Origin of the sequence: Acinetobacter towneri DSM 14962 = CIP 107472 (genome assembly GCF_000368785.1) — a bacterium.
Classification (GTDB): domain Bacteria; phylum Pseudomonadota; class Gammaproteobacteria; order Pseudomonadales; family Moraxellaceae; genus Acinetobacter; species Acinetobacter towneri.
The window spans coordinates 167,965-192,532 of sequence record NZ_KB849695.1; the positions used below are offsets into that span (position 1 = coordinate 167,965).

At 41.6% G+C, this 24,568-nt stretch carries 21 protein-coding genes; 11 read left to right on the plus strand and 10 right to left on the minus strand.

What is annotated here, in order from left to right; translation table 11 throughout:
- The 3 genes from F947_RS13550 to F947_RS13560 all read left to right on the plus strand — a co-directional run.
- Positions 1-268, plus strand: a 268-nt coding sequence (locus tag F947_RS13550; RefSeq protein ID WP_004976927.1) for an integrase core domain-containing protein, incomplete at its 5' end; no start/stop codon positions are given.
- Positions 269-329: 61 nt separating this feature from the next.
- Entirely contained in the window at positions 330-1,358 is a 1,029-nt protein-coding gene (locus F947_RS13555; protein WP_081402506.1) for an IS701 family transposase, read from the plus strand.
- Between the two features lie 118 nt (positions 1,359-1,476).
- Entirely contained in the window at positions 1,477-2,682 is a 1,206-nt protein-coding gene (locus F947_RS13560; RefSeq protein ID WP_004973108.1) for an IS256 family transposase, read from the plus strand.
- 111 nt (positions 2,683-2,793) lie between these two features.
- Here F947_RS13560 and F947_RS13565 read toward each other — a convergent pair whose 3' ends face one another.
- Together F947_RS13565 and F947_RS13570 are read right to left on the minus strand one after the other, a co-directional pair.
- Complete coding sequence (locus F947_RS13565; protein ID WP_004976930.1) at positions 2,794-3,408, minus strand: MarC family protein; 615 nt, start codon at positions 3,406-3,408, stop codon at positions 2,794-2,796.
- Between the two features lie 12 nt (positions 3,409-3,420).
- Entirely contained in the window at positions 3,421-5,481 is a 2,061-nt protein-coding gene (locus tag F947_RS13570; protein ID WP_004976932.1) for a choline transporter, read from the minus strand.
- 554 nt (positions 5,482-6,035) lie between these two features.
- Between F947_RS13570 and betI the strand changes: the two genes are divergently transcribed.
- The 3 genes from betI (at position 6,036) to betA (ending at position 9,893) form a co-directional block, all read left to right on the plus strand.
- Entirely contained in the window at positions 6,036-6,662 is a 627-nt protein-coding gene (gene betI, locus F947_RS13575) for a transcriptional regulator BetI (RefSeq protein ID WP_004976938.1), read from the plus strand.
- Entirely contained in the window at positions 6,655-8,127 is a 1,473-nt protein-coding gene (gene betB / locus F947_RS13580) for a betaine-aldehyde dehydrogenase (RefSeq protein WP_004976941.1), read from the plus strand. The genes betI and betB overlap by 8 nt, the downstream gene beginning before the upstream one ends.
- 107 nt (positions 8,128-8,234) lie before the next feature.
- Positions 8,235-9,893 carry a choline dehydrogenase gene (gene betA / locus F947_RS13585; RefSeq protein WP_004976943.1) on the plus strand — a complete coding sequence of 553 codons (1,659 nt, stop codon included), beginning with the start codon at positions 8,235-8,237 and terminating at the stop codon, positions 9,891-9,893.
- Between the two features lie 71 nt (positions 9,894-9,964).
- Here the strand turns inward: betA and F947_RS13590 are convergent, their stop codons facing one another.
- From F947_RS13590 to F947_RS13610, 5 genes are all read right to left on the minus strand, one after another.
- Positions 9,965-13,111 (minus strand): efflux RND transporter permease subunit, encoded by a 3,147-nt coding sequence (locus F947_RS13590; RefSeq protein WP_004976947.1) that lies wholly within the window; start codon positions 13,109-13,111, stop codon positions 9,965-9,967.
- On the minus strand, positions 13,101-14,336 hold the full coding sequence (locus F947_RS13595) for an efflux RND transporter periplasmic adaptor subunit (protein WP_004976949.1): 1,236 nt from the start codon (positions 14,334-14,336) through the stop codon (positions 13,101-13,103). Before F947_RS13595 ends, F947_RS13590 begins: the two co-directional genes overlap by 11 nt.
- A 1-nt stretch (position 14,337) precedes the next feature.
- On the minus strand, positions 14,338-15,660 hold the full coding sequence (locus tag F947_RS13600; protein ID WP_004976952.1) for a TolC family protein: 1,323 nt from the start codon (positions 15,658-15,660) through the stop codon (positions 14,338-14,340).
- Positions 15,661-15,707: 47 nt separating this feature from the next.
- Entirely contained in the window at positions 15,708-16,127 is a 420-nt protein-coding gene (locus F947_RS13605) for a cation efflux protein, CzcI-like (protein WP_004976954.1), read from the minus strand.
- A gap of 64 nt (positions 16,128-16,191) precedes the next feature.
- Positions 16,192-17,100, minus strand: a complete 909-nt coding sequence (locus F947_RS13610) for a cation diffusion facilitator family transporter (protein WP_004976957.1) — start codon at positions 17,098-17,100, stop codon at positions 16,192-16,194.
- 537 nt (positions 17,101-17,637) lie between these two features.
- Between F947_RS13610 and ribA the strand changes: the two genes are divergently transcribed.
- Positions 17,638-18,240 (plus strand): GTP cyclohydrolase II, encoded by a 603-nt coding sequence (gene ribA, locus F947_RS13615; RefSeq protein WP_004976959.1) that lies wholly within the window; start codon positions 17,638-17,640, stop codon positions 18,238-18,240.
- 122 nt (positions 18,241-18,362) lie between these two features.
- On the opposite strand, the gene trpA is transcribed toward ribA, so the two are convergent.
- Together trpA and trpB are read right to left on the minus strand one after the other, a co-directional pair.
- Positions 18,363-19,151: a tryptophan synthase subunit alpha gene (trpA, locus tag F947_RS13620; RefSeq protein ID WP_004976961.1), complete on the minus strand. Its 789-nt coding sequence runs from the start codon at positions 19,149-19,151 to the stop codon at positions 18,363-18,365.
- The gene (gene trpB / locus F947_RS13625) at positions 19,148-20,359 is read right to left on the minus strand and encodes a tryptophan synthase subunit beta (RefSeq protein WP_004976963.1); all 1,212 of its coding nucleotides are present in this window, start codon (positions 20,357-20,359) and stop codon (positions 19,148-19,150) included. The genes trpA and trpB overlap by 4 nt, the downstream gene beginning before the upstream one ends.
- 102 nt (positions 20,360-20,461) lie before the next feature.
- Here trpB and F947_RS13630 point away from each other — a divergent pair, with 102 nt between their 5' ends.
- From F947_RS13630 to F947_RS13645, 4 genes are all read left to right on the plus strand, one after another.
- Entirely contained in the window at positions 20,462-21,343 is an 882-nt protein-coding gene (locus F947_RS13630; RefSeq protein WP_004976964.1) for a LysR family transcriptional regulator, read from the plus strand.
- 118 nt (positions 21,344-21,461) lie between these two features.
- Entirely contained in the window at positions 21,462-22,034 is a 573-nt protein-coding gene (locus F947_RS13635; RefSeq protein ID WP_026438473.1) for a nuclear transport factor 2 family protein, read from the plus strand.
- A complete protein-coding gene (locus F947_RS13640; protein ID WP_004976967.1) occupies positions 22,010-22,510 on the plus strand; it encodes a chalcone isomerase family protein in 501 nt (166 codons plus the stop codon). The genes F947_RS13635 and F947_RS13640 overlap by 25 nt, the downstream gene beginning before the upstream one ends.
- Positions 22,511-22,521: 11 nt before the next feature.
- Positions 22,522-23,214: a response regulator transcription factor gene (locus tag F947_RS13645; RefSeq protein WP_004976968.1), complete on the plus strand. Its 693-nt coding sequence runs from the start codon at positions 22,522-22,524 to the stop codon at positions 23,212-23,214.
- Here F947_RS13645 and F947_RS13650 read toward each other — a convergent pair.
- Positions 23,211-24,533 carry a sensor histidine kinase gene (locus F947_RS13650; protein WP_004976970.1) on the minus strand — a complete coding sequence of 441 codons (1,323 nt, stop codon included), beginning with the start codon at positions 24,531-24,533 and terminating at the stop codon, positions 23,211-23,213. The two genes, F947_RS13645 and F947_RS13650, sit on opposite strands and share 4 nt — an antisense overlap.
- Positions 24,534-24,568: the final 35 nt, after the last annotated feature.

Sequence of the window (24,568 nt, forward strand, 5' to 3'; positions counted from 1 at the left end):
AGCAGCAAATTTACGAGCATCAGTCGGTACGACCGGTGATTCATACGATAATGCTTTGGCTGAAACAGTGAATGGCTTATACAAAACAGAGGTGATTGAATATTTAAAAGCGGATTGGCAAGGTTTAGCGGATGTACAACTTGCGACACTAAACTGGGTAGATTGGTTCAATAAAAAGCGTGTACACAGTGCACTGGGTTATGTATCACCTTTTGAGTTTGAAGCAATGTACTATGATAAGATTAACCCGTTAGGTCAGGTGGCCTAACTTAATAGGACTTACGCATTGACGGATTCAAAAAAGTATTAAAATACTTTATAAAGTATCTGTGATCAGACGAATTAAACATGCTTCTACAGCAACTTGTACATTACCCATTTATATGGGCTTTCTCATGACAGAACCGAACTCTATTAGCTGCACACAACTTGCCGAGACTTATAATATCTCGCATGATAGTGTAAATCGCTTTCTAGAGCGTGAAGACTACACACCTCACGACCTATATCAAGAATCAATTCAACATATTGATAATAATAAACTTATAGTCAGTATTGATGATACTGTTTTAGATAAACCCTATAGTCAACATATGGACTTAGTTAGCTATTTTTGGTCAGGCAAACACCACCGATCCGTCAAGGGTATTAATCTCATTACCTTGTATGCGACAGATCAAAATGGTCAAAATATTCCAATTAATTTCCGAATTTATGACAAATCTGAAAGTAAAACCAAGAATGATTACTTTATGGATATGTTAAGTGAAGTACTCAGTTGGGGTGCAAAGATTCAATTTATTACAGGTGATAGTTGGTATTCATCGACTGGAAATCTAAAAACCATAAGAAAATATGGTATTCGATTTATGTTTGGTATCGACTGTAACCGTAAGGTTTCCCCAGAAAAAGGACAATGGTTTCAACTGCGTTTATTGCCAGATTTCCATCAGGGTCAAGTGGTTTGGCTCAAAGATTTTGGCTTTGTACAATTATTTAAGACTCAGTTAAAAGAACAGCAGAGGTTTTATATTGTACATCAAGATGAAGATGATTTATTGTCCTTTGAGGGTTTTCATGAATTACATTCAAGTCATTGGAAAATAGAGCAATATCACCGGGTTATTAAACAGGTTTGTCATATTGAAAAGTTTCAGGTAAGACGATCTAAACTGATTTTGAATCATATTTTTTCAGCCTTGATGGCCTACGTTGAGATACAAAAGAACCAGTTTGAGCGGATCTTTGAAAATGTATATCGTTGGCAGAAGAAATTATTTAGACCAATTATCAAAAGCTTCATTGATGACTTTATTCTCGATAAAAATCATCTGCTACCACAGAGAATCTTTAAATAATAGTGCGTAAGTCCTACTTAAATAAAAAAGTCTCCGACAAACCCGGTACGGTTCAATCCGGTAGTGTTCAAAAAACTGTGTCATTTCCTTAAACTGTTAAAAACAGGAATGATGCATTATGGCAACTACATTTGATTTTGAAACAGCCTTAAAACAACTCCAGTCAGGACAAGCACTGACTGGAGAAAATGGCATACTCACCCCTTTAATTAAACAGCTGACCGAAGCTGCTCTTGAAGCAGAAATCGAGAATTACATTGAAGCGAATCCGAAACAAGGTAATCGCCGCAATGGCTATACTCGCAAGACAGTAAAATCTACATCAGGTTCATTTGAGCTTGAAACCCCTAGAGATCGAAATGGTGAATTTGAGCCACAGTTAGTTAAAAAGAACCAGACCAAATTATCAGAAGAAATTGACAATAAAATCATATCACTCTATGCACTTGGTATGAGCTATCGTGATATTCAAAAGCATGTTGCTGATATGTATGGATTGGAGATTTCAGATGGTGCTATCACCAATATTACAGATAAGCTCCTCCCTCAGTTACAAGCATGGAAACAACGCCCACTCGATACAATTTATCCCTTTGTTTGGTTAGATGCCATACATTACAAAGTGAAGGATAAAGGTGTTTATGTGAGCAAAGCGATCTATACCATTTTAGCTTTAAATGTTGAAGGTAAGAAGGAACTACTCGGCTTGCATTTGTCGGAAAGCGAAGGGGCGAACCATTGGCTTAGTGTACTGACAGACCTACAAAATCGTGGTGTTCAGGATATTCTGATTGCCTGTGTAGATGGACTAAAAGGTTTCCCCGAAGCCATAGCAGCGATTTACCCTCAAACAGAAATACAACTGTGTATCGTTCATCAAATTCGTAATTCTTTACGCTATGTTGCCAGTAAAGATCAGAAGGCATTTATGGCTGATTTAAAGCCAATTTACCGTGCTGATACCAAAGGGGCGGCAGAAGTAGCACTGGATGAGCTAGAAGAAAAATGGGGCGAAAAATATGGTGTGGTCATTCAGTCATGGCGTACCAAATGGCATCTACTATCCGCCTATTTCAAATACCCTAAAGCGATTAGGAAGCCGATTTACACCACCAATGCCGTTGAAGCCGTACATCGTCAATTCCGCAAACTAACCAAAACCAAAGGAGCTTTCCCCAATGAGGATAGTCTGATGAAATTACTGTATATTGGTATTCAACAGGCATCAGAAAAATGGACAATGCCTATTCAGGAATGGGGACAAACGATTACTCAATTATCCATTTACTTTGAAGGTCGATTAGATGATATAATTAAAATCTAGTCAAATTTACTGACACAGAATTTTGAACGCCCTCTTCAATCCTAATCAGAATCATATTTCTGACAATAAAAAAACTGTATGAATTGCATTCGGTTTTTTTCTGTGATGAACTTACATCTCTGCAATCACACCTAAAATCCCCGTAATAATCATTTCAATCGCAATAGTACCAATCAGTAACGCAGATAATCGACCTACAATATCCACATAACGGTCTATATATTTGGCATGCTTATACCTGAGATGATCATGCGCAAACTTCATCAAAATCATTAAACTACAGGTTAGCGCCAAGGTGAGGAAAATTACCAGCGCAGCCCCACTAATGGGCAAAGTCATGCCTGTTACCACGGCGGCACTAATCGTCCCCGGTCCAATCATAAAAGGCATAGCAATGGTACCTGCCAAATGTTCAGGTGCTCCCCGCATCTCACCGATGGTGTCTGCACCTTGAAACACATAGCGATAACCAATCACCAAGAAAATAAGCCCACCAAAGATTTGAAATGCCTCAAACCGCACATTCAAATATTTGCTGAAAATAGCTTCACCACCCCATGCAAACAGCATAAATACCGCATAAGCAATTAAACAGCCTTGAATCAGGGCTTTATTAAACACTTTTGCTTCTGAATTACGAATCATGCCAATCATGTAAATGCTCATCAAAAATGGATTAAGCAATGAAAAGAACAACGCAAAAGCATGTAAATATGAGATATACATGGTGTCCCCTGATTAACTTTGTGGGTCTGGAAATAACGGACGATTTCCAGGACTGATTCGGTTTATATGTAAGAAGGTCATATGTCGTTCGTATCTGTCTAGAATGTCATTAATAACTTGCTCTTTGGTGTAACCAACCAAATCATTACCTTGTGAACCTTCATAAAGATAGGTTTCCAAACGAAAATAAAACCGTTTACCCAACTTACCACGTTCACTAAATGTGGGTGCGATATAACGTACTGGCCAGATTTGATAAACAAAGTTCTGTTCTTCTTCCAGATGAATAATCAAATCTAAATGATATAAAGTTGGATCTTGCTCTAATGCACTTTCCTGCACGTCAATATTCACGCCTCTTTTTTGCATTTCTTCTGCGACGGCCAGCACGGCGGGGCGGCATATTTCATCCAGCATGCGTTTGGTATCGCTGGTTCCAGGATGATGCATAACCCGTGACAAGCGTTTTTTCCAGTTCAGAATATCTACATTACCCACCACAGGTGCTGCATTCAAACTGCTACTGGCTTGTCGATAATCTTCAAGTCTTAAAGATTTATATAAACCTGCCATCACCAAGAACATAACAAAACTAAAAGGCAACCCCATGATAATAGTTGCATTTTGCAAAGCAGTAATCCCATTGGTCATCAACATGGCCAAGGTCAGCAAGCCAATGGCAATAGCCCAAAATACACTGAGCCAGCGTGGTGCATCATGGTCGACATTGGTAAATTGTGTGGTGAAATTCCCTAAGACCAATGCACCTGAGTCGGCTGAAGTCACATAAAATAACAACCCTGTAATGGTTGCGATGCCTGCAATAAAAGGAAAATACGGATATTGAGCCAACAAGTCGTAGAAACCGTGTGCTGGATTGGCAATGACGGTTTGAGCCAATGCCAGATTTCCATCAAAAATCACATTGTATAATGCACTATTTCCGAAAATTGACAGCCACGTTAGGGTAAAAATTAACGGAATGATTAAGGTACCACTGACAAACTCACGAATGGTACGCCCACGAGAAATACGTGCAAGAAAGAGTCCCACAAAAGGTGACCAAGCCACCCACCAAGCCCAGAAGAATAGCGTCCAACTGTTCATCCATTCTTTGGGTTGCTGAAAGGCAAAACTTTCCAAGGTCATACTTGGGAAACGGCTAATGTAATCGCCAATATTTTGCACAAAAGTATTGAGTAAAAATTCTGTATTGCCGAGGAATAAAATAAACAGCATCAAACCCACGGATACATAAATATTCACTTCCGAGAGTATGCGCAGACCTTTATTTACACCTGAAGTCACCGAAATAATGGTCATCACTACAGCAACACCAATTAGGGATGCCTGCATCCACAGATTTTCAGGTAAATCGAACAGTACATGTAAACCGTAATTCAGTTGCACGACACCAATACCGCAGGTGGTCGCAATACCGAAAATCGTCCCGATCACCGCGGCAGTATCCACACTATGTCCAATCGGACCATGAATTTTTTGACCAAAAATCGGATAAAGCGCGGAACGGATGGTGAGTGGCAAATTGTAGCGATAGCTGAAATATCCCAATGCCATGCCTATCAAGGCGTACATGCACCATCCTGTCAGGCCATAATGGAATAAAGTCCAGACCATACTCTGGCGTGCAGCTTCAAAGGTCTGTCCTTCACCTACTGGTGGATGCATATAATGGGATAAAGGTTCAGCGACCGAGAAGAACATCAAATCGATACCAATCCCTGCTGAAAACAGCATGGCAGACCAACTGAGTAAACTAAATTCGGGTTTAGAATGTTTGGGGCCAAGCTTAATATCACCATAGCGTGAACAGGCAATAAAAATCACAAACACCATATACAGTGTGGCAGCCAGTAAATAGTACCAACTGAAGGTGGAACTGACCCATGCCAAAACTGCATTCAGCGTTTGATTGGCGAAGTCATTGAACAAAATGGTGGTAATTGAAAAAATTAAAATAATGAGAGCTGAAATATAAAAGACCACACCATTCAAACGGTCTTTTGGTGCTAATGTTTGATCATCAACTGCTCTTGGATTATCTGTTGCCATACAATCCTCAAGGAAGTAAATATAAGTTGAAAATCAATTTTTAAACTTCTCGCTGTCGAGAGCTTAAAAATCGATAAGTGCTATACGACAGTACTTTTGTCTCCGACAAAAATGCTATCTTCGTGTAACCGAATGTTTAGCCAGAATATAAAGATATGTGGCAGTGTAACAAATTCCCTAAATTTGCCCTGCTTACACAACCAATTCCAACATGAGAACGACATAAATAAACTGTTCTTCTCCTTAAACTCAATTTTTGTAGAAGCTTTTAGGTGTTGTATCCGATGTTTCAAGCAAGAACATAAAAAAATGCGCGTACTCTGCCACAGGTTCACCAAAACCAACTACAAATCTATCCATATGATAAATAAGCATTAATACTTAAAAAATTGAGAACAAACTTTGCAAAGCTGCATTCAATTTAAACAACATGATACTTTTAATTGATTGAACGTTCAATCAATTAAAAGTATTATAAAAAAATGCTATGATGTTTTCCATGTCAATAATTGAATCTAACACCTTTAAATCTAAGGTAAATTTTCTGGATTATCATGAATAAACGTAGAGTTAAACCTGAGCATGAACGTCGTGAAGAAATCATTCGCGCAGCCTATGAGGTCATTTACGAGGTGGGTTTATCCAATACCACTATTGCTCAGATTGCAAAAAAAGCCCAACTTTCTACAGGCATTGTGAGTCATTATTTTGGTGATAAGCAGGGTTTGATTGAAAGCTGTATGCGACAAATGCTCTTTGTCTTACGTGAAACTGCGGCAACCTATAAAGCCAAAGTTAGTCAGCCCACACCAGAAAATTTACTTAAGGCAATTATTGATGCCAACTTTGACATCAGTCAGGTGAATCAAACAGCGATGCGTGTCTGGTTAGATTTTTGGTCCGCCAGCATGCACATGCCCGATTTAGGTCGCTTGCAGCGAATAAATGACCAACGTCTTTATTCAAATTTAAAATTTCATTTACTGCAGATGATGCCTAAAGACAAAGCCAGCCATATCGCCAAAGGGCTTGCTGCTTTGATTGATGGTCTTTGGTTACGCGGCAGTTTAAGTGGTCATCAAGCATTTGATCGTGACTTGGCACGTTCTATTGCATACGACTATGTCGATATGCAACTTCGCTTAATACAACAGATACGGCAGGAACAGCAAAATGAATGATGCACAATTACATCAATTGTATATCCATGGACAGTATGTCAATGCCACTAGTGGTAAAACCTTCGATACGATTAACCCTGCTACAGGTCAAATCCTTGCGAGCGTGCAGCAAGCAAGTCAAGCCGATGTAGATGCGGCGGTTAAAAGTGCCCAACAAGGGCAACAAGTTTGGGCCGCCATGACGGCTGTTGAACGGGCACGTATTCTGCTGCGTGCCGTGGATATTTTACGTAAACGTAATGATGAGCTTGCCCGTCTAGAAACGCTCGATACGGGTAAAGCATACAGCGAAACCTCTAGTGTCGATATTGTAACTGGCGCGGATGTTCTCGAATATTATGCAGGTCTTGCAACTGCGATTCAGGGCGAACAAGTACCCCTGCGTGAAAGTAGTTTTTTCTATACCCGTCGCGAACCCTTAGGCGTTGTCGCGGGTATAGGCGCATGGAACTACCCCATTCAAATTGCGCTGTGGAAATCTGCACCTGCCTTAGCTGCGGGGAATGCCATGATTTTCAAACCCAGTGAAATTACGCCACTGACGGCCTTTAAGTTGGCTGAAATTTATACCGAAGCGGGTTTGCCTGCTGGGGTCTTTAACGTGGTTCAAGGGCTTGGACAAGAAGTCGGTCAATGGCTGATTGAACATCCAGAAATTGCCAAAATTTCCTTTACAGGTGGCGTGGAAACAGGCAAAAAAGTCATGTCCAGTGCAGCTGCATCCAGTTTAAAAGAAATTACCATGGAACTCGGCGGCAAGTCTCCGTTGATCATTTGCTCTGATGCCCCTCTTGACCGCGCTGCGGACATTGCAGTGATGGCAAATTTCTTTAGTTCGGGTCAGGTGTGCACCAACGGTACGCGTGTCTTTATTCCGCGCCACCTAAAAGTCGAGTTTGAACAGGCTGTACTCGAACGTGTTAAACGTATTCGTGTAGGTGACCCAATGTTGGCAGAAACCAATTTTGGTCCGCTCACCAGTTTCCCGCATATGGAAAAAGTCTTGTCTTATATTGAATTGGGCAAACAGCAAGGTGCGACACTTTTAATTGGGGGTGAACGAGCGACCTCTGCGGAACTGGCTCAGGGCGCTTATGTCATGCCAACTGTTTTTTCAGACTGTCATGACGACATGCGAATTGTACAAGATGAAATATTTGGACCTGTGATGAGTATTTTGACTTATGACAGCATCGAAGAAGTCATTCAACGTGCTAACCAGACCCCTTATGGTCTAGCAGCGGGGGTTGTAACACAAGATATCTCGCAGGCACATCGCATTATTCACCAACTTGAAGCGGGCATTTGCTGGGTTAACACTTGGGGCGAATCCCCTGCAGAAATGCCTGTCGGGGGCTATAAGCAATCGGGTGTGGGACGTGAAAATGGTTTATCTACTTTGCAACATTATACCCGCATTAAATCCATTCAAGTCGAATTGGGCGATTATCACAGTATTTTCTAAACGCTAAATACTGACCTTTATTCTTTATTTTTCTGTTTTTACATCCTCAACTCAACATGTTGCCACGCTCTAATCGGGCGTGGTACTGCCATAGAAAAAGGATCATTATGCATTCTACACACTACGATTATATTATTATTGGTGCAGGCTCTGCGGGTAATGTTCTTGCCGCTCGTTTAACCGAAGATGCCGATGTCTCTGTTTTATTACTAGAAGCAGGCGGACCTGACTACCGACTCGATTTTCGTACCCAAATGCCTGCTGCACTGGCTTATCCACTGCAAGGGCGACGTTATAACTGGGCTTATTTAACTGACCCCGAACCGCATATGAATAACCGCCGCATGGAATGTGGACGCGGCAAAGGTTTGGGTGGATCTTCACTGATTAATGGCATGTGCTATATCCGTGGCAATGCGATGGACTTAGAACAGTGGTCAACTTTAAAAGGTTTGGAAAACTGGAGCTATGCCGATTGTTTGCCGTACTACCGCAAAGCAGAAAGTCGTGATATTGGCGCCAACGACTATCATGGTGATGATGGACCTGTAAGTGTTGCGACACCGAAAGCCAATAATAATGAGCTGTTTCATGCCATGGTAGAAGCTGGCGTACAAGCAGGTTATCCACGTACAGATGATTTAAATGGCTATCAACAAGAAGGTTTTGGCCCTATGGATCGAACTGTCACGCCCAATGGTCGACGCGCCAGTACAGCCCGCGGATATCTGGATATGGCAAAGCAGCGGCCCAACTTGACTATCATGACGCATGCCACCACCCATAAAATTCTGTTTAGCGGCAAACAAGCAATTGGGGTGGAATACCTGCAAGGTGCAAATCGGCAACAGTTACATCAGGTCTATGCGAATAAAGAAGTTTTGCTCTGTGCAGGCGCAATTGCATCTCCGCAAATTTTACAACGTTCAGGTGTAGGCTCTAGCGAGTTACTGCGTGATCTAGATATTGAACTTGTCCATGATTTACCTGGTGTCGGAGAAAATTTACAAGACCATCTGGAAATGTATCTGCAATATAAATGCATAAAACCTGTTTCGCTCTACCCCGCCTTGAAATGGTATAACCAGCCTGCCATTGGTGCCGAATGGTTATTCAATGGAACTGGGATTGGCGCCAGCAACCAATTTGAAGCAGGGGGGTTTATTCGCTCTTCCGATGAATTTTCTTGGCCCAATATTCAGTTTCATTTCCTGCCTGTTGCGATTAACTACAATGGTAGCAACGCAGTCAAAGAACATGGCTTTCAAGCCCACGTCGGTTCTATGCGTTCACCCTCGCGTGGACGCATCAAATTAAAATCTAAAGATCCATTTGAACATCCAAGCATTCTGTTTAACTATATGTCTACAGAGCAAGATTGGCGCGAATTCCGCGATGCTATTCGGATTACACGTGAAATCATGCAACAACCCGCATTAGATCCTTATCGCGGTGAAGAAATTAGTCCAGGTAAACATTTAAGCAGTGATGCAGAATTGGATGACTTCGTACGCAATCATGCTGAAACGGCCTACCACCCTTCTTGTAGCTGCAAAATGGGCGAAGATGAAATGGCCGTGGTCGATGGCCAAGGGCGTGTGCATGGTCTGCACAATTTACGTGTGGTTGATGCATCTATTATGCCGTTAATTATCACAGGGAATTTGAATGCGACAACCATTATGATGGCTGAGAAAATTGCCGATCAAATTCGTGGACTACCAGCACTAGCTCGTTCCGATGCAGGTTTTTATCAAGCCCGTTGATCTGCATAATTTTCTCACACTCAATTATGAGGAGACTATTTTACCTCCTCATACTTCAACTGATTAAGGGATTAAACTTCCGTTTCTTTTTTTGCATTCATCCAACGATACAACACTGGTAATAGTACCAAGGTCAATAACGTCGAAGAAATAATTCCACCAATCACCACGGTCGCCAGTGGACGTTGGACCTCTGCCCCTGTGCCTGTGGCAAGCGCCATTGGGACAAAACCTAAAGACGCTACACAAGCGGTCATTAAAACAGGCCTTAATCGCAAAATCGCTCCCTGCCAAACGGCTTCATGCAGGCGATATTGCTCTCTTAGCTCTTTAATGAAGGTCAACATGACCAAACCATTTAAGACGGCGACGCCAGACAAGGCAATGAAACCAATGCCCGCCGACATTGACAAGGGAATGTCTCTTAACCACAAGAAAAGCACACCGCCAGTTAGAGCAAATGGAACCCCCGTGAACACCAACAAGCTTTCTTTGACGTTATGGAAAACGGCCATCAGCAAAATAAAGATCGTCAGTAACGCCAGTGGAATCACAATTTGCATTCGAGCCTGTGCCGAGGCCAGATTTTCAAATTGACCACCATATTCAATCCAGTAACCACTTGGTAGAGGATACTGCTTAAGCTGACTTTGTACTTCTGTGACAAAAGAACCCAAATCTCGCCCTTCCACATTCGCAGTGACAATCACACGACGTTTGCCATTTTCACGACTGACTTGGTTGATGCCATCCATCATTTTTACAATGGCAATATCAGTGAGCAGAATGCTGCCACCGTTCGGAAGCTGTATAGGCAGTTGTGCAATCCCACTGATACTACGATCTTGCTCACTGAGTCGAATCACAAAGTCAAAACGGCGGTCACCCTGTAGAATTTCACCGACATTTTGTCCGCCAATGCTTGCTGACACATAGTCTTGTATGGTTTTAACACTTAAGCCATATTGAACTGCTAAACTTTTATCAATTTCCACATTGAGCAAAGGTAAACCCGACGTTTGTTCAACTTTAACGGCGGTACTGCCTGAAACCTGTTGAATCAATTTACTGATTTTTTCAGCTTCCGCATTTAATACTTGCATGTCATCGCCAAAGATTTTGACACCGACATCACTACGTACACCCGATATTAACTCATTGAAACGCAGTTCAATTGGCTGAGAAAACTCACTGTTGTTACCGGGCAATGTCGCTAAATACGCCTGCATACGGCTACGCAGTTCATCCAATGTTTCTTTCGGGTTTGGCCATGCATCACGGGGTTTTAACATGATATAACCATCTGAAATATTTGGAGGCATTACATCGGTCGCCACTTCAGCCGTGCCTGTTCGCGCAAAAATAGCGTGTATTTCAGGGAATTTTTTCAGAAGTAGCTTTTCCGTATTTTCCTGAATACGAAGTGATTCTTCTAAGCCTGTGCTTGGAGAGCGCAGTTGCTGTACAGCAAAGTCACCTTCACTCAGTTGCGGTGCAAACTCACTGCCGATACGTGTTGCAAGTAATCCTGTCAACATCAACAAGCACAGTGCAAAGGTTAAAACCACTGCTTTATACTGATAGGCATAGTCCAATACCTGCTGATAACGATTTTTTAGCCACAGCATCCAACGGCTTTCAGTTTCTTTGATGTCACCTTTAACAAAAAGTGCGACAGCCGCAGGTACAAAGCTGATCGACAAAATAATGGCTGCAACAAGCGCAAGTACAACCGTCAAAGCCATTGGGTGGAACATTTTTGCTTCTACACCAGTCAGTGCAAAAATCGGTAAGTACACCACTAAAATAATCAGTTGACCAAAAATGAGCGGTCGACGGGCTTGGCGCGCTGCCAAAAATACTTCTTTAAAACGTTCCGACTGAGTCAACGGTCGTTTGAGTAACTGCTGGGCATGGGCTAAACGGCGAATACAGTTTTCAACAATTACCACTGCGCCATCGACAATAATACCGAAATCCAATGCACCCAAACTCATTAGGTTGGCACTGATGTTCTGCTGTGCCATACCCTTTAAAGTAAACAGCATAGACAGTGGAATCACACAGGCTGTAATTAACGCCGCACGAATATTACCTAAGAATAAAAAGAGGATCACAATCACCAAGATTGCGCCTTCAACCAAGTTCTTTTGCACTGTTTTAATGGCTTTTTCTACCAACGTGGTGCGGTCATAAACTGTTTCGATTCTAACGCCTTGCGGTAAACTACTTTGTACCTCCTGAATTTTGGCATCTACAGCTTTAGACACCGTTCGACTATTTTCTCCCATCATCATCATAGCGATGCCGAGTACAGTTTCTTCGCCGTTATAGGTTGCGCCTCCTGTTCTGAGGTCATGATCAATTGAAACCTGCGCAATATCTGCGACACGAATAGGGTTCCCTTTTGGGCTGGCAACCGCTGTATTTTCAATGTCTGCAAGACTGTTGAGTGTCCCTGGAACACGCACTGTGAGTTGCTGACCATTTTCCTCAATAAAACCTGCCCCACGGTTTTCATTATTTTCCTGTAAAGCGGTTTGCAGTTGGCTCAAGGAAATATTCAACTGCTGCATACGGTTAAAGTCGGGAGCAACCACATAGGTTTTGTTAAACCCGCCAATACTGTTGACCTCTGCAACTCCCGCAACACGTTGCAGTTGTGGGCGAACAATCCAATCTTGGATCTCCCGCAAGTCGATCGCGCTATAAGCTATACCATCCGCTTTTTTAGCATTCGGTTCGGCTTTAATCACCCACTGATAAATTTCACCCAAACCCGTTGAAACTGGTGACATGGTTGGGGAAACATCGCTAGGTAAGTCCGCTTTGACCTCTTGCACCCGCTGATTAATCTGCTGACGTGCCCAATAGATGTCTGTGCCATCCTCAAATACAATAGTGACTTGGGACAAACCATAACGTGAAATCGAGCGAGTCAACTGTAAATCTGGAATACCCGCCATTGCAGTTTCAATTGGATAGGTAATCCGCTGCTCAACCTCTAGTGCGGTAAAACCATTGGCTTGGGTATTAATTTGTACTTGCGTATTGGTAATATCAGGCACTGCATCGATCGGCAGTTTTTGATAGCTATAAACTCCGACCGCAATCCATGTACAGACAAAGAGCATGACCCAAATTGCATTTTGAATAGAGAACTGAATAATTCGTTCAAACAAACCCTCAGGCTTGGGTAAATCATGATTAGTGTGCATGATCAGCCTCGCCTTTTTCTAGTTCAGACTTAAGCACAAAGCTGCCTTGACTGACATAGCGTTGTCCTGCTGTTAGGCCTGAAATTACTTCCACCCATTGAGCGTCGTTTGAAGCTTGTCCAAGTTGAACGGGCTGCGCTTTCAAATGCACTTGTCCTTTTTGTTCCGCGTCGACTACAAATACCGAAGTTTGACCTTCAATGTTTTGAATAGCACTTTTATGGACGCGAAGTGCTGTTTTGGAACTGGTATTGTCTAAAAAGATATTCACCAAAACACTTGGACGTAGTTCAGCCGCTTGGCTTTTTAATTTAGCACGTACCACCAAACGTCCTGTTTGTGCATCGGCTTGAGAATTTAAGCTTTGGATGACGGCTTCATATTTTTGATCAGAAGCATTCGGCTTAAATGTCAGACTCTGATTGGCTTGTAACTGACCTGAGTACTGAGCAGGCAGATTAAACTCAAGCCATAACTCTTTAAATTGTTCAATCACAAAAAGCTGATCGGCCAATTGTACGTTTTCACCCACTACGATATCTTTTTGGCTAATCACACCTGAAATGGGTGCTTTAATGGCAAAACGACCATTTACCCCACCTGTTGCACCTAGGGCGTTTAAGCGGCTTTGCACCGATTGCACAGTAATCTGCGCTTGTCGGTAAGCATTTTCTGCCCGTTGATAATCTTGCTTGGCAGAAATGCCCTGTGACCATAACTGCTGTTCACGTTGATAATCTTGACGCGCTAAATCCAAGCTAGCTTGGGCCATCCGCAAATTGGCTTGTTGATCGATCAGCTCGGGTACAGACAGTACAGCTAAGGTTTGTCCTTTTTGTATGTTTTGACCAAGTTCAACATTCACCTGTTCCACATGCCCACCAAAGTTTGGCGAAATATGAGCTTGCTGATCGGTATTCACCACAAGCTTTCCGGGTAGAACGGTGACTTGAGACACCACACCTTGTTGAGCTGAAGCGATTTGAATGCCTTGCTCTGTCAGTTGCTGCGCTGTCAGTTGAATTTCACCTTCCTCGGCAAGTCCTTTTTCTGCCTCGGGCTCATCAGTATGTTCAGATTCTTCATGTTCGGCATGCGCATGTTCATCGGTGGTTTTATCTTTGGAGCTAAACCAGATCCCAACAGCGATGAGGAATGTAATAAGGAGCAAAAGCCCAATCATCAATGGCTGTGATATTTTTCCAAATTGGTTTTTTAGTTGCATATTATTGTGCTCCGCCAAGGATGAGGTCTTGTATTTGTGCGATCGAATTTTTACTGATTTGGCTAAAAGCATCTGAACTACTGATCTGTTCATAGCTGGTACCGAGGCTGAGTGCTTCTGCGCTCAATGCGGTCTGCCAAGCTTGACGTAATAACTGCAACTGCCCAAGGCGTATGCTTTGCAGTTGTGAGTTGGCTTGTTGAATGTCGGTAATGGACAACTTTCCCGCTTTAAAACCTTGCAGTGTGCGGACTTGCACTTGTTCTGCCAAAGTGGTTTGTTGACTGATCGCACTGAACTGCAGTTTTAGTCCTTTAAGCTCATGCATGGCATTGGCGATATCTAAAATCTGCTGTTTTAACTCGCGCTGTTGCTGCTGATTTAACAAGCTTTGCTGGCGCTGGGCCATCGGAATGCTGTATTGCTGGCGGTTAAAAATATTCAGCGGAATATCCACACCGACACCTAATGTGGTATCGCTACTTTCATTCGGTGCTTGGCTTCGTTTCATGCCGACATTTAAGGTCGGATTAGGACGCGCCTGCACTTTTAAACTTTCAATATTTAAATTGGATTGTTGAATGTTCAGTGCATACAGCTTTTCCAACCAACCTTCAGCAATATAGCGCTGTACTGTGGCATCACTTTGATCTGGCCATGGCATGGTGGTCGCATTGAGTTGAATATCGGCTTTGGTTTCGCCCCATAGGTTTGAGAGTTGACGCTGTGCTACTTGTTCTGCCAATACCGCTTGTTGGTATAAGCGCTGCATATCCAAACTTTCGATTTGCGCACGTTCATAGTCAACCAAAGAAATACTGCCCGCCTGATAACGTTTTTTGGCACTGTCTAAATTGTTTTGACTCACTTTGAGTTGTGCTGCGTACAGCGATTTTTCAACTTGTGCCAAAGCCAATTGAGACCATGCAAATTTCACCACCAATTGGCTTTGTGCTGTCCACAGTTGTTGCTGTAACTGCACTTGTTGGTGCGCTGTTTCTGCGAGTTTTTGATTGAGCTTACGCTGTCCAAACATATCTAAGGGCTGACTGATGGCAATACTAAGCTCTTGATCGGTATTTGAACCAAAACCATCTTGATTGATATTTAAGTTAGGATTTTGCCATAGGCCACTGTTTTTGATGTTCAGCTCTGAAATGCTTTGACGGTGTTGCCCAATTTCACTTTGGTTTTGATAGCGCTCTACTTTTGCTAAAGCTTCATCCAAAGTCTTGATCGGTTCGGCAAAACTCCATTGCATCGCGGCTGTTGTTATGCCCACAGCAAGAGCTTGGCGTATAAACGCCTTAAATTGATTCGACATGCTTTTTCCCACTAATTTTTAGAAGAAGTGGTGGGAAATGTTTTAGGCTACCCCACCATTAGCGGGGAAAGTTCAGGAGGAGGATGTTGCCCCAATAAATCAGGGGCTTGATAGGCATTGTGCCAAAAAAACTGCGGACACTCACGAAGTTCAAACGCGAGTGGCAGTTGATAGTTTTTTTCTTTCGGAATAATCAAATGTGCCATTGTGGGTAAATGATCTTGATGGTCTTCACCCAATTGAAACTGATCATTTGCCGTTTGAGTATGGTCATTAATACTGATTTGTTGGTGTGCCTTATCATCAGACACACACAAGGTGGTTTGATGGTGGCCAAAATGAAAACTTTGTTGAGTCACGACTTGAGCTTTTTGTTCTTCATGGACGCAAAAAGCTGCCGCCACGTTCCATAGACTTTGGAACATGAATAAAGCAACTAAGACGCTAGTCCACGTGGTAGAACGCATAATGTCGTACTGAAATAAAGTGACGCTATTGTAAAGCCTAGACTAAGTCTAAGGTCAAGTCTTTTTAAAGACTATGTTCGTGTTGGTGTGGATGGCATTCATCTTCTTCAATCTGTAAAGTCACTTGCGTAATCCCATGCTCGTGCCCCAATAACTCTACAGCTTGGTGGTATAAAGCTCTTTGATCTACATCTGGTGCAATCAAATGCGTGGTTAAATGCACATTTTTAGAAGTAATAGCCCAAACTTTAAGCTGATGAATGCCTTGTACACCCTCTAAAGCCAGCAAGTCATTACGTAAAGATTCAATATCAATTTCACTTGGCACACCTTCGAGCAAAATATTGATACTTTGTTTCAGTAGCACCCAAGTTCGAGGTAAGACCCAAAAGCCAATCAACACAGCAATAACGGTATCTACCCACATCCAACCTGTGAAATAAATCACCAGTGCGCCAATGATCACACCCACAGAACCTAATGCATCACTGAGCACCTCAAGATAAGCCCCTTTCACATTTAAGCTGTCTTGGCTGCTCGACACCAAAATTTTCATTGAAATCAGATTGATGATTAAACCCAAAGCCGCAACAATCAGCATACCCAAGCTTTGAATTTCAGGTGGTTGACTAAAACGCTGATAGGCTTCATATAAAATGTAAATCGCCACCACAAACAACATCATGGCATTAAACAAAGCTGCCAAGATTTCAAACCGTTGATAGCCAAAAGTACGTTTATCATCGGCAGGCTTTTGCCCAATTTTGATAGCTGCTAAAGCAATGGCTAAAGCAGCGGCATCGGTAAACATATGCGCTGCATCGGACAGTAAGGCCAAACTTTGTGTGATAAATCCTGCAACCACTTCCACAATTAAGAAGGTAAACGTCAGAGCAAGTGCAATGGTTAATTTCTTGGCATTTTTTGCAGTCACTTCAACATGACTGTGATCATGGTTATGAGAACCACTCATGTAGGGCTCCTTATCATTTTATTTAACGGAATGCTTCAGCATTGAAATCAAAGCTTTTATTAATTTAAAAATTACTCGATTCAGCATACTCGGTTAAAACGATAAAATCATCTTTCATGTGAATACGTCTTTATTTGCGACGTTTTTTACCTGTTAGAAAGTTGATGGCCTGCGTATAGCCTGTTTGTGTAATATGCTGTACCAGATCAATTATTTTGGCATCTGTTCGGCTTTGTTGCGCAAAGTTTTCATAACCATATGATTTTAAAAGTTTTGATTATTTTTTATCCAAAATTAAATTTATTTAAATCAGATACTTACATATTTAAGCAACAAAGCCTCAGCTAACTAAAAAATTTTTTTAGCTTGGTTAGTTATTTTGTCAACTTAATATTTCACAAAAAATTCACTATTAAATACATACTCTTTACTTGGAAGTAAAATGCTGAAATTTTTGACTGAAAAAAATTAGCCAATGCTTTCAAGTTAGATTAAGTAAATTGTACCAAATATAAATTTATATAGGTGTATTCTTCAATGGCTATAGAGTTTGTTTCAAAATCAAAACTACCGACTGCATTTGGTGATTTTGAAATTATAGCGTTTCAAGACCAAAGTACTGGTGAAGAACATATCGCTCTTGCTAAAGGCATGGGTACTATTTCTAATCAACCTGTACTCGTTAGAATTCATTCAGAGTGCTTAACAGGTGACGCTTTTGGATCACTCAAATGTGATTGTGGCCCCCAATTACATTCAACCATGAAAATGATTAATGATGCAGGTCAAGGTGTGATCTTATACTTACGCCAAGAAGGTCGCGGCATAGGACTAACCAATAAAATTCGAGCTTACGCCCTTCAAGACCAAGGACATGATACTCTTGACGCCAATTTATTATTAAATTTACCAGCAGATGCTCGTAAATATGATATGTGTACCATTATGTTAGATTATTTAAAAATAAAGAATGTAAAACTCATTACAAATAATCCCCTTAAAATTAAATCTTTAACTGATTTAGGAATTAATGTTGTTGAACGTATTCCTTTAAAAGTTGGTTTAAATATCTTTAACAAAGCTTATCTAGAAACAAAGCAAAAACGCATGTCACATCTATATGATAATAGTGATTTTTAAAAAGCGATCATTTTAGAAAAAATCGACGTATAAAGTTCCATCTCCCTCACGGGAGAAGGCCAAGATAAATATTGTTTTATATTCAATTATGGTTTTAAAGAAGATTTATGAAAGGTGACTGACTATTCTTTATTTTGTCTCAGTATCTGTGCAAAAACCGTCACTTTTTCTAAAGTCGCATTCATTCCCTTATTAAAAAAAGTATCGACGAGCGCTGAGCCAATGATAATAAGATCTACTTTATTGGCTAGTGCTTTAACATGGCTTTCATTTTTGATCCCAAAACCAATTGCAACTGGAATATTAAAAATTGGCTTAATTTCAGTTATCTTTTTCTCAAGATTAGATAAATTGAAGTCTCCTCCTGTTAAGCCATTTTCTGCAACATGATATAAAAACCCTGTCGCGCGCGCTGAAATTTGCTCTAACCTTTCAACTGGGGTCGTCGGCGCGGTCATTGCAATTAAACGCATATTTTTTTCATTTAACTGCACTTCAAAGTTTTCTCGATATCCATATGGAGCATCTAAAATCAATATTCCATCTATAAGATTTTCTGTTTCGGCGATAAGTGTCTCAAAACCATATTGCATAATCGGATTTAAATAAGTCATGAAAACTATTGGTGTCTGGTCATCATGCAGCCTGATTACTTTTACCAATTCAATGGTCTGTTTTACCGTTTGACCTGCACCTAAAGCCCGAAGATGCGCTGCCTGAATGATCTCTCCATCTGCCACAGGATCAGAAAATGGAATACCAACTTCAATAATGTCAGCCCCTGCTTGACCCAATTGGCTTAACAGACGACAACTTTCTGTAAAATTAGGATCTCCAGCAGTAAAATAACAGACCAGACCGCTTCGATTTTCCAGTTTCAATTGCTCTAATTTTTGAACTAGACGGTTCATGCTGTAGCTCCTGCAAGATATTTTTTGACCGTGTTTAAGTCTTTGTCTCCTCTGCCACTTAAATTGACAATAACGATCTGTTCTGGCTGCATTTCTTGAGCAAGTTGAATCGCATATGCAATCGCATGAGAACTCTCAAGAGCAGGAATAATACCCTCCTGTTGACTTAAAAGCTGAAAGGCATTTACCGCTTCTTGATCGGTGATCGCCGTATATATCACACGTCCTGTTTCAAACAGAAGACCATGCTCAGGACCAACACCAGGATAATCTAAGCCAGCTGATATAGAGTGCCCCTCTAAAATCTGCCCATCTGAATCTTGTAATAAATAAGTTAAATTGCCATGCAGCACACCGACCTGACCTTTGCAAATAGAGGCGGCATGTTCATCGCTATTTATTCCTTTTCCACCTGCCTCAACGCAAAACATTTTGACATTTAGGTCTTCTAGAAAAGGATGCATCAACCCTAGTGCATTTGATCCCCCACCAACGCAAGCAACTAGAGCATCAGGCAGTTTATTTTCTTTCAGGAGTATTTGATTTTTGGCTTCTAAACCAATAATTTTCTGAAATTCTCTCACCATGGTGGGATATGGATGAGGGCCTGCACCCGTACCCAATAGGTAATAGGTGGTATCCACATGACGAATCCAGTCACGTAATGCTTCGTTCATCGCATCTTTTAAAGTCCCACGCCCTTTTTGAACACTTCTGACTTCAGCACCGAGTAATTTCATACGTTCAACATTCATTTGTTGGCGCTGAATATCTGTTTCTCCCATAAAAATGGTACATTTCATCTTAAACAGCGCGCAAACCGTTGCTGTTGCAACACCATGTTGTCCAGCACCCGTTTCTGCAATGATTCTGGTTTTCCCCATAAATTTGGCTAATAAGATTTGCCCTACACAATTATTGATCTTATGCGCACCCGTATGGTTCAAATCTTCCCGCTTGAGATAGATTCGAGCGCCGCCTGCATAAGCTGTTAGTTTTTTTGCATAAAAAAGAGGACTCGGACGACCAACAAAGTCCGTTAAAATCTGCTGATATTCAGCCCAAAATTCAGGTTTGTGACGAACAGTATTAAAGGCTTGCTCTAATTCTTGAAGTGCAGGCATTAAGCTTTCTGGCATGTAACATCCGCCAAATTTACCAAAAAATCCCAAGGCATCAGGACCATTACCTATATAAGGGGTTGTCATCTCATATCTCTTTTACTATCAAAACTTGTTTGATCTTAAAATATTTTCATTTTTCTGATAATTGATATATTTTGAGCTTATGGTGTTAGAAAATTTTACAACATGAAACGCAGAACATTACCTCCGCTTAATGCTTTAAAAGCTTTCGAAGCTGTCGCCAGAAATAAAAGTTTCAGCTTAGCTGCCGAAGAATTATGTGTAACCCATAGCGCGATTAGCCATCAAATAAAGCAGTTAGAAGAATGGTTGGATAAAAAATTGTTTATTCGACATTCCTCGACCATCTCTCTGACGGCGGATGCCGAAGAATTATCGCTAGTTTGTACGCAGCTTTTTAATCGTTTAGAACAATGCGTCTTTGAGTTAACAAATAAAACTTCAGAAGTAGAAGTTGTAATAGGCGCTTCTCATAGTTTTATGGCAAATTGGCTGATTCCTCGATTAGAAAAGCTCGAAGTCATTTATCCCAATATCCATATCAAATTAATGACATGTAATGACTTAAAATTGTTAGAAAAAGAGAAAGTTGACATATTTATCAATAGCGTCAGTGAGCATCATCTACTTCCCAACTTTTTGAATAAATATCTGTTATTTCCCGATAACATGGGTCCTATTTGTAATCGTGAAATAAATCTTCTTCATTCCGTAAATGATCTTTTAAACTATCCATTACTTCATACCCACTCAAATAAAAGTGCATGGCATACATGGTTTGATCAGTTTCAAATAAGCTTTTCCCCAAAATCCAATGACCGTTATTTTGATAGTCTGAATTTAATGATAGAAGCTGCAGTGTCTGGGTTAGGAATTGCCATAGCACCTCAAATTCTAGTAGAAAAAGAAATGTTAAATGGAAAGATCATTGCCCCTTTTGGTTTTATCTATTGTGACTATAATTTTTATGCAATGGTCAGAAAAAATAACGAAAATCGTGATGTTATGAATATCATTGATTGGTTAATGGCCGAAGAAAAAAGTTAAACATTTAATCTTTGATTTGAAAAATTCTATTCAATTGCTCATCTATAACGTCTATTTCACATTCTGTTCACGCTGTGCTGCCTAAGGTATAAACATACACTTCATACGGACACTGATGATGAGACTTGTAAAAACACTAATTGCTACAGCCTTATCCTTGCCGCTTCTGTTGTTAGCTGGATGTAAAAGTATTCCCAGTTATTCAGCCGATTACGCCCAATCCAGAAACGGTATTCAGGGGATAGCGCTGGATCAGGCTAAAGCTCAGGATATCGGTCTCCGCTTTACCTCAGCCTTTAATACCTTGGGCACACCTAAATTCGTTGAAAATGCTGGAGCACTGTATGCAGATCAGCTTTTTATTAACGATACCCTGTCGCAATTTTCATCGCGTAAAAAACTGCTTGAACATTTTCAAGGTATGAACCAGCGAGTGAGTAATGTAACTGTCAGTCTATTAAATACTTCATATCATCAAGACTCAGCCTATGTGCATTGGCATATGGTTTATGATTTTAAAATGTTCGGGAAGACACGAACAATGGATTCATTTGGAATCAGTGAAATAAAGGTCAACCCAAATCATCAGATTATTTTCCAACAAGACTTCTGGGATCCGGCCAATGGTTTGTATCGTTCTTTACCTTATGTAGGAGGAACCTATTCATGGGTACTGCCTTTCAAAAAGTAGGAATCAGTACGGCGTTACTAATAGCATTTGGCTTCAGTCCATGGGTGCAGGCCCAAAGCTTAAATGCTTGTGGCCAATGCCCGCTCATGGTTGGACAAAAACAGGTCGGTGTGGCCAGTTACTTTGCCCAAAACTGTAATCAGCCTTGGCAAGGCCAAAACATGCAGATGGATTTTACTTATACGCAGAATATTCCAGAATGGGCATTCAAACGTGCGGCCACACATTTACTGAAACGTAATGTTAAAGACGCAAAAATACATGCTCTATTCAACCCAATCACCGATTTGTATCGTCCGGTCAGATCAGGCGACCTGTACCGTTTAAAATACAACCATGCTACACAGACCCTGAGCTTATCTTTGAACCAGCAAAGTTTAGGGCAGCTTAAACATCCTCTGGCACAACAATATTTTAATATATGGCTGGGTCCTCAGCCATTTAGTGCTAAATTAAAACAGCAATTATTAAATTAGTATCTGCCGCTATGTCGAAACATTTTATCCTGATGGTTGAAGACCATTATGAACTGGCCTCTACCCTATGTGAGTTTCTGGAAGAACATGGCTTTGTGGTCGATCATGCTCGCAATCTGAGTGCTGCTAGACAATTACTGAAACAGCAACGCTACCATATCTTACTACTAGACATTAATTTGCCTGATGGTTCTGGTTATGAACTGTGCGAGTGGTTACGCAATGAAGAGGGGTTAGACTTACCTGTCTTGATGCTTACCGCTCGGGATACCTTGGATGATAAACTCAAAGGCTTCAATTCCGGCACGGATGATTATCTGGTCAAGCCTTTCGATTTTAACGAGCTGGTGGTTCGGGTGAAGGCCCTGATCAAACGCTCCCTGGGTGAAGTATCCAACAGTCGTCTGCAAATTCATGACCTAATTTTGGACCCCGCAACACAGCAGCTAACTCGAGCTGGGCAGAACATTGAATTGCCTCCAATTCAGTTTAAACTTTTGAAACTATTGATGCGTCATTCTCCTAAAGTACTGACCAAACAGGAAATTATGATGCAGCTTTGGGGTGACGAAGAGCCAGAAAGTGATGCTCTGCGCAGTCATATCTATAATTTACGCAAAATGGTCGATAAACCCTTTGAACAAAAGCTGATTCACACCATATCTGGGATTGGTTTAAAGATTGCTTTCGAAGATGAAGCCTAATTTAGGTACACAACGACAATCAGTCCAGTGGTGATTGCTAAGTCAACATTCTGATGAGTGTCAAGATAATATTGCCTGTCAAACAGCTCCACACGCCAACCTAGCTGTTTGCATAGCTTTTGCACCAATTGCAATCCAATACCATGCCCTTTGATTTCTAATTGTAACTGCTGACCAGACAGTTCCTGAACTTTAGAATTGTTAGGTAAAGGCATGCCGACTCCATTGTCAGCAATCAGTACTTTATTTTTTTCCATAATCACATCAATTTCTGTGCCCTGTGAATAGTTCAGCGCATTGCGCAGAATATTGCCAAACACCATTTTGGTCATGGATGGATAAAGTTTACGCGGCTGTTCATCGAGGTCTTTTTGCAGGTCTATCTGCATGCCTTTGTTATGACTGACACTCTCCAGATCCTGCACCAGATTGTCCAGACATTCTGAAAGCATGGTCGGTTCAGCAGTTAAAGTGTTGGTGGTATTGCGGGCAATGGCCAGCAAGGTATCGACCAGCAGCTGCATGTCTTCAATGGTGTTATGCAGGCGGGTAAAGGACTTGTTGTCGCCATAGCGTGCCTGACACAGCTGCACATTGCCTTTTAAAATGGTCAGTGGCGTGCGTAGCTCATGGCTGACATCTCCGGTAAATTCACGCTCACGCTGAATAAATTCGCTTAATACCTGATGATATTTTTCCAGTGCCTGCTTGAGGTATTCAGCTTCCAGATTAGAGTCGGTGCGGATGTCCTGAAACGGGGAAGCCTGATTTTTCTGATGTTCCCAGTCGATATATTCCAGCGCATTGGCCAGACGGGTAATCGGGGAAAAATAGCGCCGGGCCCGACGGTTCCACCACCACAGCACACTATATAGCACAAACAGGCTGACCATCAGCGGTGCCAGACCAAACAGCCACACCAGCTTGTTGACGTTGCTTTCGCCAAACACCAGCAGCACATGCTGTCCGTCTTTTTCACCATACACGGTCATGCGCTCCTTGCCATCGACAAAATGCCGATTCACCCCTTGCTCAAGTGACATATTCTTAAATTGGGAGGGTGGCACGGTGTTCCAGCGGTAACCATACAGGTTTTTGGTATCGGGCAATTCTGCAGCAGGATTACGTTCTAATCGCTGCCAGTAGTGTGACATTTCCTGTTCTAGCGCAGTTCTGAGCAGGGAACCTTTAATTACCCAAGCACTGAAGCCAATCCCAATCACCACAGACAACGCAATGAATCCGATTTGCAGCCAGTAATAGCGGTTAAACACCTCACCCAGAGGATGATCGTGTTTGTCCCTGAACAGCTTTAACATTGGTGCATTCCCCGCTACCCCATCCGATTCGCCAT

Excerpts from the sequence above, each read along its gene's own strand:
- F947_RS13560 (WP_004973108.1), top strand. The coding sequence starts at position 1,477 with ATGGCAACTACATTTGATTTTGAAACAGCCTTAAAACAACTCCAGTCA.
- F947_RS13565 (WP_004976930.1), bottom strand. The coding sequence starts at position 3,408 with ATGTATATCTCATATTTACATGCTTTTGCGTTGTTCTTTTCATTGCTT.
- F947_RS13570 (WP_004976932.1), bottom strand. The coding sequence starts at position 5,481 with ATGGCAACAGATAATCCAAGAGCAGTTGATGATCAAACATTAGCACCA.
- betI (WP_004976938.1), top strand. The coding sequence starts at position 6,036 with ATGAATAAACGTAGAGTTAAACCTGAGCATGAACGTCGTGAAGAAATC.
- betB (WP_004976941.1), top strand. The coding sequence starts at position 6,655 with ATGAATGATGCACAATTACATCAATTGTATATCCATGGACAGTATGTC.
- betA (WP_004976943.1), top strand. The coding sequence starts at position 8,235 with ATGCATTCTACACACTACGATTATATTATTATTGGTGCAGGCTCTGCG.
- F947_RS13590 (WP_004976947.1), bottom strand. The coding sequence starts at position 13,111 with ATGCACACTAATCATGATTTACCCAAGCCTGAGGGTTTGTTTGAACGA.
- F947_RS13595 (WP_004976949.1), bottom strand. The coding sequence starts at position 14,336 with ATGCAACTAAAAAACCAATTTGGAAAAATATCACAGCCATTGATGATT.
- F947_RS13600 (WP_004976952.1), bottom strand. The coding sequence starts at position 15,660 with ATGTCGAATCAATTTAAGGCGTTTATACGCCAAGCTCTTGCTGTGGGC.
- F947_RS13605 (WP_004976954.1), bottom strand. The coding sequence starts at position 16,127 with ATGCGTTCTACCACGTGGACTAGCGTCTTAGTTGCTTTATTCATGTTC.
- F947_RS13610 (WP_004976957.1), bottom strand. The coding sequence starts at position 17,100 with ATGAGTGGTTCTCATAACCATGATCACAGTCATGTTGAAGTGACTGCA.
- ribA (WP_004976959.1), top strand. The coding sequence starts at position 17,638 with ATGGCTATAGAGTTTGTTTCAAAATCAAAACTACCGACTGCATTTGGT.
- trpA (WP_004976961.1), bottom strand. The coding sequence starts at position 19,151 with ATGAACCGTCTAGTTCAAAAATTAGAGCAATTGAAACTGGAAAATCGA.
- trpB (WP_004976963.1), bottom strand. The coding sequence starts at position 20,359 with ATGACAACCCCTTATATAGGTAATGGTCCTGATGCCTTGGGATTTTTT.
- F947_RS13630 (WP_004976964.1), top strand. The coding sequence starts at position 20,462 with ATGAAACGCAGAACATTACCTCCGCTTAATGCTTTAAAAGCTTTCGAA.
- F947_RS13635 (WP_026438473.1), top strand. The coding sequence starts at position 21,462 with ATGAGACTTGTAAAAACACTAATTGCTACAGCCTTATCCTTGCCGCTT.
- F947_RS13640 (WP_004976967.1), top strand. The coding sequence starts at position 22,010 with ATGGGTACTGCCTTTCAAAAAGTAGGAATCAGTACGGCGTTACTAATA.
- F947_RS13645 (WP_004976968.1), top strand. The coding sequence starts at position 22,522 with ATGTCGAAACATTTTATCCTGATGGTTGAAGACCATTATGAACTGGCC.
- F947_RS13650 (WP_004976970.1), bottom strand. The coding sequence starts at position 24,533 with ATGTTAAAGCTGTTCAGGGACAAACACGATCATCCTCTGGGTGAGGTG.